Origin of the sequence: Magnetospirillum sulfuroxidans, from assembly GCF_018224925.1 — a bacterium.
GTDB lineage: Bacteria > Pseudomonadota > Alphaproteobacteria > Rhodospirillales > Magnetospirillaceae > Magnetospirillum > Magnetospirillum sulfuroxidans.
The window spans coordinates 24,651-35,029 of record NZ_JAGTUF010000031.1 but is presented as its reverse complement, the minus strand read 5'-3'; the positions used below and the strand labels follow the sequence as shown (position 1 = coordinate 35,029).

Genomic DNA, 10,379 nt, shown 5'->3' with positions numbered 1-10,379 from the left:
AAAAGCCCGTGCCGCTTCGAGGCCGAAGCTGCATAGACAGAGAAACGCTCTCCACTCTTTCCGGGCAAGTCCAGTGATGCCCTGCTCGGTGTCGGTCCACACGCTCGCCGGATTGTGGGTGAGGACCAGTTGCAGCACCGGCACGTCCAACTCGGTCAGCGCCGCCCCGGCACCCGCTCGTCGGCGCCCCGCCGCGCCCGTGCCCAGGCCAGATAATCCGCCGTATTGTCCGCGCCATCATAGTCGGGATGGTACAGGCCCTCGGTGGGGACATCGGTGGGGGGCGGCGGTTCGGTCTGGGGCGAGCCGTCCCCGGCAAGAGTGCGCAGCAGATTGACCAGATTGGCGATTCCGCCCTTGGCCAGATAGGCGTTGCGCCGCGCATAGGCGGCGGCGCCGAAATCGGTCGAGGTGTCGCGGGCCAGATCGAAAGTTTCCGGGGCGGCGGCCGAAGTCTGGAGATGGATAATCCTGCCCTGGGCCGCGGCGACCAACAGGTCGAAGCCGGGAATGGATTCCGCCCCGCCATGGGGCAGCAGGATCAGGGCGTCGGCCCGCCGCACCTCGGCGACGCATTCGGCGATACGGGTGTTATCGAACAGATCGTCGCGCGAGCGGGCGACCACCTGGATCGGCTTATCTCGGCCGTGGTTGACCTGACGCAGGGCGGCGCCCAGCAGCGCCAAGGTGGTGCCGTTGGTGTCGATGAAGACGACGCGCATCTCAGACGGGGACATGGGGTGTCTCTTTTCGGTGGGGGGATGTATCATCCGCTTGCCTCGCCTGACAGGACCACACTTTCCAGCCGTCGGGTGGTGGTCTGCCATTTGTCGGCAAAGCCGAGCGCCAGCGCCGTCGCCGCCAGCGATACCAGTGCCGCGGGTGTAAAGGTGCCGGTCCTGGCGGCCAGAGCGTCGCGGTAGCCGGCAAGGCGGTCGAACCGTCCCGACACGGTGGCGGCCAGCAGCGCGGCTTGCTGTGTGGCGATTTCGGGCCAGCAGGTTTGCGGAATCACCTGCCAGCAGACTTGGTCATAGAGGTGAATCAGCGCGCTGGTGGCGGCGACGCTGGGCGGATCGCGGTCGAGGGCGTGGCGGTTGCGGCCTGCCAGCGCCGCCAGTTCGTCGTCGGGCAGCAATTCGGCCATGCGCGCCGCCAGGGCCTCGGTTCCGGCGCCGAAGCGTTCGAGCAATTGCCCGCACGAGCATTGCCGATTGGGCGACAGACCGTTCTGCCAGACCAGGGTGTCGCGGATGGCGCGGCCGACGGCGCGGGCGATCAGTTCGCCCAGCTTGCTGTGATGTCCGGCCGAACCCAGCGGAGTGGCGCCATCGGCGGGGGCCATGACGGCGATCTGGTCGGTGCCGGTGCCGGTGGCGATGGATGGCGATTGCCGCGACGGCACCGACAATTCCTGAAGCAGGGCGGCTTTCGCCTCGGTGGCGGTCATCACCGCGCGCACCAGGGCGCCATCGGTCAGCGGCGTGTTGACCGCCAGCATGACGTTGATGGTGCCCTGTTTCTCCGGGCCGATGTCGCCGATGCGATGAAAGAGGGCGTCATATTCGTAATAGGAAGCCGGGTCGCCGGCGCGGGCGGCGTTGCCTTCGACGCCGCCGGTCGCCACCGCCACCACGGCAAGCTCGCGGTAGGTTTCCTCGGCGATGCACAGATTATGCATGTTGGCGGCGGTGCCTAGCCCCGCCGCCGCCTTGTCCTCCAGGTCGTGATCGGTCAGTAGGGCGGCCTGATACTGGGCGGGCTGGCGGTGGGCGGCCGTCAGATGCGTCATCTGGTGGCCGGCCGGTTCGCAGCATTGATGGTTGAACACCATGTCCAGATGGTCGGTCACCCCTCCATGGGCTGGGCAGGTCGAGATCACCTTGAACGGGCGCAGGAAGCGGGCACTGACGAACTTGTCGTCGCGGTGCAGTTCGATGGCGTCGAAGAAAGTCCGCAGCAGCATGTTCAGGCTCCCTGCCGCACGGGCGACCACGGCTGGAAGAAGGGCACGCCCTCGTGCCGCCCCCGCGCCACCGCGATGCCGAACACTTGCGCCAGACAGGCATCGCTCAGCACCTCGGCGGGGTTGCCCTGGGCCACCAGCCGCCCCTGCGCCAGCACGGCGACGCGGTCGCAGAAGCGCAGGGCCGAGGACAAATCGTGCAGCACCAGCACCACGGTGTCTCCGCCTTCGGCGCGCCGCCGCAGCACCTGCATCAGCGACAGTTGATGGCCCACATCCAGATGGGCGGCCGGTTCGTCGGCCATCAGCACCGGGGCGCCCACGGCCAGCGCACGGGCCAGCAGCACACGCGCCCGTTCGCCGCCTGACAGGCGGTTCATGGGACGATCGGCCAAGGCCTCGACGTCGGCCTCGGCCATGGCCCGGGTGATGCTGTCGTGGTCCTTGGGTGTCAGGCGCACCTTGCCGCCGTGGTGCGGCGTGCGCCCCAGCGCCACCACCTCGCGCGCCGCCATCGGCCAATGGCTGTCGCTGCCCTGGGGCAGATAGGCCAACCGGCGGGCGCGTTCCTTGGGGGCAAAAGACCGGATTGGGTGCCCCTCCAGGAAGCCGCCCTCGGCGGGGATCAGACCGGCCAGGGCGCGCAGCAGGGTGCTTTTTCCGGCACCGTTGGGACCGATCAGTCCCAGCATTTCCCCCGTGCCGACGGATAGCGAGACGTGGGACAGAACCGGACAGTGATCCAGCGTCACCGACAGGGCGCGGGCTTCGAGTATGGTCATGAATGGCTCTTCCTGATCTTGAGCAGCAGCGACAAGAAAAACGGCCCGCCGACGATGGAGGTCAGCACGCCCAGCATGATTTCCGAGGTGGACGGGATCAGCCGCACCGCCACGTCGGCGGCGGTGACCAGAAGGGCACCGCCGATGGCGCTGGGCAGCAGCAGGGCCGAGGGGCGGTTGCGGGCCAGCGGCCGCAGCACATGCGGCACCACCAGCCCGACAAAACCGATGGACCCGGCGACGGCAACCGAGGCTCCCACCGCCAGGGCGCAGCCCAGGATAATGGTGAGATTCAGCCGGGCCATGCTGAAGCCCAGACTGGCCGCCGCCTCGTCGCCCAGGGTCAGGGCATCCAGCGCCGGGCCGCAGCGCAGCAGCACCAGGGCGCCGACCAGCACGAAGGGGGCGGCAAGTTGCACATCCTGGAAGCTGCGGTCCTTCAGCGATCCCATCAGCCACAAGATGATCTCGTTCACGGCGAAGGGGTTGGACGACAGGTTCATGGCCAGCGAGGTGAACGAAATGGCCAGCGACGAGATCACCACCCCGGCCAGGATGATGGTCAGGGTGCCGGCCCGCGTGCCGGTGATGGTCAGCAGCAATAGGGTGCCCAACCCGGCCATGACGATGGCGGCCAGCGGCAGCGCCCAGGCGAAGGCGGCGGCCCAGCCGAAATAGAAAGCGATGACGCCGCCCAACCCGGCGCAGGCCGAGGTGCCGATCAGAGCCGGTTCCGCCAGCGGATTGCGCAGCAGCCCCTGTAGCGCCGCACCGGCGATGCCGAGCGCGGCGCCGACGATGAGGCCGAGCAGGGCCCGCGGCAGCCGCAATTCCTGCACCACCAGCACCATTTTGGACTCACCTTGTCCGAACAGGGCGGCCATCACCTCGGCGGGGGCAAGGCTGACCGAGCCGATCAGCAGAGAGCCGAGCGCCAGGACGGCAAGCCCGCCCAGCAACAGAAAATACCAGCGAGGACTCATGGTGTGTCTCCGCCCTGGCGGGCGGCGTGCAGGAATTCCACGCCCTCCACCAGGGTCCAGTTGCCGCAGGCGGTCTTGTATCCAGGGATGTTGACGACGGTGACGCTGTCCCGAATTTTCTGGAAGACCGGGTTCTGCATGAAGCGGGCGGACAGCCGGTTGGTCTTCATGGCGAAGTTGGCCTGCACGATGGCCGGCGGCCGATGCAGGACCAGGGTCTCCAGGTCTAGCCTGGCCCAGCCCTTCATACCCAGTTCGGTCGCCAGACTGCGGTATCCGGCGGCCTTCATCTCTTCGTCCACATAGGTCCCGGCGGCGGCGGTGCCGTAGCCCGAATTGAAATAAGCGGCGACCACCGAGCGGTCGGCGGGGGTGCTCGGCACGGCCTCCAGTCGGCGGCGCGCGTCGTCATCGAGCGCTTTTGCCGTGCCTTCCGCCTTCAGCTTGCGGCTGACGATCGCCAATTGCTCCCAGATGGCGGGAAAGCTGTTGCGGGACGGGATGCGCAAGACCTCGACACCCAGGCGTTGCAGGGTGGACAGGGTCTTGCTGTCGCCCATATCCGATCCCAGCACCAGATCGGCCTGGGCCATGATGTAGCTTTCGGCGTCGTTCTTGATGGTCGGCAGGCGTGCAGCCCGATCCGCCAGGGCCGAGATGATCGGATCGTGCCCCAGGGCGGAAACGCCGATGATGTTCTCGGGCGGCAGCAGGGCCAGGGGGTATTGGTCGGCGCACACCATGGTCGAGGCGACCATGGGTAGGGCCGGGTCGGCCAAGGCGGGGACCGCCAGCAACAGCAATCCGGCCATCAGGGATTTCGTCGGGATCATCGCGCGAGCCTCAGATCAGTTTGAAGGCGATGGGGACGACCACCCGTCCCGCCACGGCGACGCCCCCGGCCATGGCCGGGCGCAGGCGCCAATGCCAGACCGTGGTGATGGCCGCCTGGTCCAGGACGTCGTGGCCGCTGCCATGCACCAGTTCCACCCCGGTTGGACGACCATCGGCGCCGACCTCCAGACGCAGCACGACACGTCCCTCGACACCGCGCCGCCGCGCGCTCCACGGATAGTCCGGCGCCGGTGTCTGCGCGGTTCCCAAGGCGTAGGCGGGCGCGGATACCTCCCCCTCCTTGCCCGTCGTTCCGCCGCCAGTTCCCGCATCCGTTCCCCGTGCCGTTGCGGCGGCGCCGTCCGCCGTGCCGGCCTCGGCCGGCGGCGGCGTGGCGTCCTGCGGTGCGGCAGCGCCGTCGCTGGCCGCTGTGGTCGGCGGTGCCGGAACCGGCTTGCTGACTGGGGGACGGGGCGTGGATTTGACCCGCGCGGAGGTGGATCGAGGTGGTGCTGGTGCCGGCGTTGGCGCCGCGATCCCGGCGGATGGCGCCGCGGTGACGGGTTCCTCGGCTGCCATGACCAACTCCACCACCATCGGCGGCGTGAGCTCCGCCGCCGGCCGTGCCATCGGCAGGAACAGGGGCAGGGCCGCCGCCACATGCAACGCGACCGAAGCGACCAGCGCCGGTTGGCTCCGGCCGATGGTGGCGGACGACAAGGGGATGCGAAGGGCGTTCATGCAGGGCGGCTCCTGGCCGGTTCATGCCCGCTTCCGCCCCGCCCGATCGATGGGATCTGGTTCGGCCCCCAAATAGCGGGCGCGCAAGCCATCCCACAGCTCCAGCCGCGACCAGTCAGGCTGGGGCAGCATGCGGTTGTCGGCATGGAAGGGACTGGGGAGGAACACGCTCAATTGCTGTTCGCCGCCGCCGTTGAACAGCCGCAGCCCCCACGAACGCGGCGTGTCGTCCTCAGCGAGGGTGCGGCTGAACTCGGCCCGTGCCGTGCGGCGCCAAGCCGCCACCTCCGGCGGGCTGGCCTTGTGTTCGCCGATGCACAGGTGAAAGTGCCAGAAGCCGAAATCCACCGTCAGATAGCCGTCGGCCAGATCGACATTCCGGGGCGCGTCGGCGACGCGGATTTCGAACACCGCACCCTGCACGGCAGTGCCGAACACGATCTTTTCCCAGTGGTTCTGGAAGATGTCGGCCAGCAGGCGGAACAGGAAATCCTGGTCGGTGGGCAGTGGAAAGGATTCGACGCGGCCGGCGCCGAATTCCTGGCGGATGACGGACGCGACCGCGCCGACCATCAGAACGACGCCTTCACGCCGGCGAACACCATGCGGCCGGGGGCGCCGTAGGTGTCGACTTCCTCGTACTGCTTGTTCAGCAGGTTCTCGACCCGGCCATAGACCTTGGCCCAGTCGGTCAACTGGTACGCGGCGGCGAGGTCGAAGGTGACGAAACCGCCGATGTAATTGCTGGTGGCGCTGTCGAACTGACGCCCCACCGCGCGCAGGGTGGCGTCGGTGGTGACACCCTCCAGCGGCTGCCACGCGGCACCGAAGGATGCCTGGTTCTTGGGACGGCGGGCCAGCATCTGGCCGGTGGTGTTGTTGCGGCTGTCGGTGAAGGTGTAGGTCGCGTTCAGCCGCAAATCCTGGGTGACGTCAAAGTGGCCGCTCACTTCGGCGCCGCGGGCGCGGGTCGAGGCGATGTTGTTGTAGGTGTTGTTCCACTGAATCAGGTTCTGGATGCGGTTGTCGAACCAGGTGACGTCGACAGCAGCGCGACCGTTCAGCAATTGCTGCTCGATACCGGCATCCCAGCCGCGGCTTTCCTCTGGCTTCAGGGACTGATTGCCGTAGGTGGGGTGAAACAGCTCGTACAGGCTGGGGGCGCGGAAGCCGGTGCCGTAGCTGCCGTGTAGCCGGGTGGCGGTGGCGTCCACCAGATAGGCGGCGGTGCCGCGCCCGGTCTTGTGGGTGCCGAACGTCTGGTGATCGTCCAGGCGGCCGCCCATGGTCAGGAACAACGAATCCAGCGGGCTGAACTGGTAGTCGACGTAATAGCCGGTGTCGGTGACGTCCTTGGCCATGTTGCTCTGCTTGGTGCTGTCTTGCTTGTTCTCGACGCCGAAGACGATGGTGTGGTTATCGGGGGTCAGCTTGGCGGTGCCTTGGTATTCCAGCTTCTGGCTTTCGCCGTCGAAGAAGCTCCTGGCGCCGTTGGAGTACCGCCGCCCAGCGCGGATGTCGCGCTCGGCTTCGGAAATGGAATAGGCCACGGTGTTCTTGAAGCGGCCATCCAGCAGCACTAGGTTGGTGGCCAGCCGGGCGCTGCGCTCGAAGGTGCGCTGAATGTTGTCGTCGTCGCGGGCGATGCCGCCGCTCCAGGCGTCGGTGTCGACCTTGGCGCGGGTGAAGCGGCCGGCGGCCTCGACGTCCCAGATGTCGGTCAACTTCAATCCCAGGCGGGCGTTGGCTGTGTCGTTGGTATAGGGATCGTGCTCGGAATTGCCGGTGCGATCCGAGGCCACGGAAATGCCGTCGGTTTCGAAATGCGTCACGCCGAAGGCGTAACTAACGCGGTCCTGCGAGCCCGAAACGTTGGTGCCGGCGGAATAGGTGTGCAGGCTGCCGATCTCGGCATTGGCGCTGACGCGCGGCTTGCCCTGGCCCTTGCGGGTGATGATGTTGATGACGCCGCCCACTGCCTCGCCGCCGTACAGCAGGCTTTGTGGGCCGCGCACCACCTCGATGCGCTCGATGTCGGCCGTCAGCAGGTTGCCGAATTCGTAGGACGGCTGCGACCGACTGGGGTCGGACATGTCGATGCCGTCGATGATGACCTTGGTGTGATAGGACTCGGCGCCTCGGATGCGAACAGCGGTGGTGCGTCCCGCGCCGCCGGCTTGCGACACTGCCAGGCCGGGGACGTCGCGCAGCACCTCGGCCACGGTGGTTTTCTGGCTGCGCTCGATCTGCTCGGCGGTGATCACGGTCACTGCGCTGCCGATCTTCTCGCTTTTGGTTTCCACGCGATTGGCGGTGACCACCATTTCACCGTGGGTTTCCTCAGCTAACACGGGGGCGGCGAAGACGGCCGCGCAGGCGGCTGCCACTTTGACAGCGGCTGAAAAAGGATGCACTTTGGGCATAACAGACTCCGTCTGTGTGAATGGACCACTGTTCACGGAAGGGGCTGGAGTCCGCCAAGATCGCCAGTCCCTTCCATCTTCAAGCACCGCGTAATCGCGCGGCAGGCTCTCAAACGCCATGCAACCGCACGGCAGACCTCGACACGGCGCGCGAAAGCACGCCGCAAGCGGCCTTGTTCGATCCTGTCGGAGAGAGGGGGAATGCCCAGACTCCGAACGGGACGACGAAAACACACGTCACCATGTTCGGAAGGAACTTCCGGCCCGACGAGACACCCCGCTCGAACGGTTGGGCGACGACGTGAGGCAGGTCTCCTGGCTTGCGGGTCATCGCGTTCGTCCGGCCTTCCCGGGAGAATCCCAGTGACCATTGTTGGACGAGCGCTCTCCGCTCACAGTTGCGGGGGCAGCCACGGTTTCGGCCCCGATTGGGTCGTCCTCACCGTGTTCCCGTTTTAATCCCCTGGGGTTTGCCCATTGGGGAACCTTCACGTGGCAAAAGAAATGGCACAGGCTGATCGGGCCTGTCAATTATGACCTTTGGTTTGTCATGGCTCTCGGACGGTGCTGAGCGCCGTGCGCAATCCCAGGCGCAGGCGGGTGCAATCGGCGCCATTGGCGATCCAGTGGTCTATTCCTCCGGTTTCGTACAGCACGAATTCGGCGATACATGGTTGGGGCGGCTGGCCGGCGGCAGCGTAAGCCATGTCGGCCAGGCTGCGGGCGATGTCGCGCAGCAGATCGGCCGCCTCCATCAACTCGGCGGCGTCCAGGGTGCGGTTACCGGCGTGCAGCTTCCAACCGTCGGCGCGGGCCTCGACCATGAACGGCGCCATGGCGGGTGGGCTTTGCGGGACCGCACGGGCGGCGAAGTTCAGACGGATGACACTGTCGGCCGCGAAGCCGTCGACCTGTCTCGACATGGTTTCCCCTTCCAGCATGGGAACGGGGCATCCGAGCAGGCACGCCGACGGGCGCGCTCACCCACCGGGACACCCCGCCCGACGACGTTGACACGGGTTGCGGCAGGTCTCCTGGCTCGCGGGTCTCGGCTTTCATCCGCCTTCCCGGGGGGTGCCCCAGTGGCATGGTTGGACTGCGGCTCGCCGCTGACAGTTGCGGGGGCAGCGCCGGACTCGCACCGGCTTCCCTCTTAGCCCCGGATATTGATGCTCCGGGGGCCGTAACCACTAGGGACGGTATGGGGGCGGCGCCCCGGTGTCAAGCATGGCAGAGGCATAGGGCTCGAACTGGCTGCGGTTTTCGTCCACCGCCAGCGGCCGGCCCACCGCCGGGAAGGCGCGTTGCGGGCAGGCGGCGCGTTCGCACACCCGGCAACCGCCGCCGATGGGGGTGGCGGCGCTGGGATCGGCCAGATCCAGGCCCTGGGAATAGACCAACCGGTTGGCGTGGCGGATGTCGCAGCCCAGGCCGATGGCGAAATTCTTGCCCGGTGCCCCCCAGCCGCCGGAACGATGCGACACGGTCCGCGCGATCCACAGATAGGTGCGGTCGTCGGGCATGCGCGCCATCTGGGTCAGGATGCGGCCGGGGCTGGCGAAGGCCTCGTAGACGTTCCACAGCGGACAGGTGCCGCCGCCGCGCGAGAAATGGAAATCGGTGGCCGATTGCCGCTTCGAGATGTTGCCGGCGCGGTCGACGCGGACGAAGAAGAATGGCACCCCCTGCGAGCGCGGCCGCTGTAGGGTGGACAGGCGGTGGCACACCGTCTCGAAGCCGATGCCGAAGCGGCCGGCCAACAGGTCGATGTCGTAGCGCAGTTCCTCGGCCGAGGCCAGGAACAGGCCGTAGGGCAGCACCAGCGCCCCGGCGAAGTAATTGGCCAGGCCGATGCGGGCCAGCGCCCGCGCCTCGGGCCCCGAGAACTTGCCGCGCCGGGTCAGGTCGTCCAGTAGCGCACCCTGAGTGAGGAAGGCCAGTTGCGTCGCCATCTGGAACGCCTGCTGACCCGGCGCGCGGTTGGGCGGCAGCGTCAGAACGCGGTTGGTGTGGCCATAACGGCGGTGGCCGATGCCGTCCTGGTGGCGCACCGTGATGCCGTGCGCCTCGGCCAGCAGGCGCTCCAGCCCGCGCTCCATGTCGCCCGCCAGCAGAGTGTGGCGCTGGAACAGGCGCTCGGCGGCATCGTCCAGTTCGGCGATGTGGTTGCGGCGGTCGTAGAAGAAGTTGCGCACTTCCTCGTGCGGCATCAGCGCGGTCATCGACTGGCCGCGCTGCTCCAGTCCGGCAGCCAACGCCTCGGACTTCTCCAGGGTCTGGCGATAGCGGCGGTGCAGGTTCAGCACCGCGCGGCCTAACGCCGGCATGGTGGTCGCCAACTGGCGGATTTCCGCCTGGGCTACGGTATCGCCAAGTTCCGCCAGGGCGTCGCGCAGTTCGCTGGCCAGCCGCGCCTCGGCATCCTCATCCAGCGGAATGGCGGTGCCGAACACCTCGGCGATCTTGTCCACCACCGCCGGGGTCAGCGGCCGCTGGTCGTGCTCCAACTGGTTGACGTAGGTTGTGGACAGTCCGAGCGCGCGGGCCAGCGCCGCTTGGGTCAGGCGCTTTTCCTCGCGCAGGCGCTTCAGCCGCACGCCGGCAAAGACCTTCTTCATTCGCAAAATCCGCAAAAGCAAGGGGTGACGCT

At 67.4% G+C, this 10,379-nt stretch carries 10 protein-coding genes and 2 riboswitches; all 10 genes read right to left on the bottom strand.

All coding sequences use genetic code 11. The features are described from left to right. Positions 1 to 155: 155 nt before the first annotated feature. Positions 156 to 737, bottom strand: a complete 582-nt coding sequence (locus KEC16_RS18775; protein WP_211551823.1) for a cobaltochelatase subunit CobN — start codon at positions 735 to 737, stop codon at positions 156 to 158. A gap of 29 nt (positions 738 to 766) precedes the next feature. Further along, entirely contained in the window at positions 767 to 1,966 is a 1,200-nt protein-coding gene (locus KEC16_RS18770; protein WP_211551821.1) for an adenosylcobinamide amidohydrolase, read from the bottom strand. Between the two features lie 2 nt (positions 1,967 to 1,968). After that, positions 1,969 to 2,748, bottom strand: a complete 780-nt coding sequence (locus KEC16_RS18765) for an ABC transporter ATP-binding protein (protein ID WP_211551819.1) — start codon at positions 2,746 to 2,748, stop codon at positions 1,969 to 1,971. Continuing rightward, on the bottom strand, positions 2,745 to 3,731 hold the full coding sequence (locus tag KEC16_RS18760; protein ID WP_211551817.1) for a FecCD family ABC transporter permease: 987 nt from the start codon (positions 3,729 to 3,731) through the stop codon (positions 2,745 to 2,747). Before KEC16_RS18760 ends, KEC16_RS18765 begins: the two co-directional genes overlap by 4 nt. Then, positions 3,728 to 4,564: an ABC transporter substrate-binding protein gene (locus KEC16_RS18755; RefSeq protein WP_211551815.1), complete on the bottom strand. Its 837-nt coding sequence runs from the start codon at positions 4,562 to 4,564 to the stop codon at positions 3,728 to 3,730. The genes KEC16_RS18760 and KEC16_RS18755 overlap by 4 nt, the downstream gene beginning before the upstream one ends. A 10-nt stretch (positions 4,565 to 4,574) precedes the next feature. Continuing rightward, positions 4,575 to 5,306: an energy transducer TonB gene (locus KEC16_RS18750; RefSeq protein ID WP_211551813.1), complete on the bottom strand. Its 732-nt coding sequence runs from the start codon at positions 5,304 to 5,306 to the stop codon at positions 4,575 to 4,577. Positions 5,307 to 5,327: 21 nt separating this feature from the next. Continuing rightward, complete coding sequence (locus tag KEC16_RS18745) at positions 5,328 to 5,879, bottom strand: DUF7676 family protein (protein WP_211551812.1); 552 nt, start codon at positions 5,877 to 5,879, stop codon at positions 5,328 to 5,330. Further along, on the bottom strand, positions 5,879 to 7,729 hold the full coding sequence (locus KEC16_RS18740) for a TonB-dependent receptor plug domain-containing protein (protein WP_211551811.1): 1,851 nt from the start codon (positions 7,727 to 7,729) through the stop codon (positions 5,879 to 5,881). The genes KEC16_RS18745 and KEC16_RS18740 overlap by 1 nt, the downstream gene beginning before the upstream one ends. A gap of 288 nt (positions 7,730 to 8,017) precedes the next feature. Further along, a riboswitch (cobalamin riboswitch) is annotated at positions 8,018 to 8,235 on the bottom strand. Positions 8,236 to 8,277: 42 nt separating this feature from the next. After that, positions 8,278 to 8,652: a hypothetical protein gene (locus KEC16_RS18735; RefSeq protein ID WP_211551809.1), complete on the bottom strand. Its 375-nt coding sequence runs from the start codon at positions 8,650 to 8,652 to the stop codon at positions 8,278 to 8,280. A gap of 84 nt (positions 8,653 to 8,736) precedes the next feature. Continuing rightward, positions 8,737 to 8,930, bottom strand: a riboswitch (cobalamin riboswitch). Further along, on the bottom strand, positions 8,920 to 10,347 hold the full coding sequence (locus KEC16_RS18730) for a short-chain fatty acyl-CoA regulator family protein (RefSeq protein WP_211551807.1): 1,428 nt from the start codon (positions 10,345 to 10,347) through the stop codon (positions 8,920 to 8,922). (Overlaps the previous riboswitch by 11 nt.) Positions 10,348 to 10,379 lie beyond the last annotated feature (32 nt).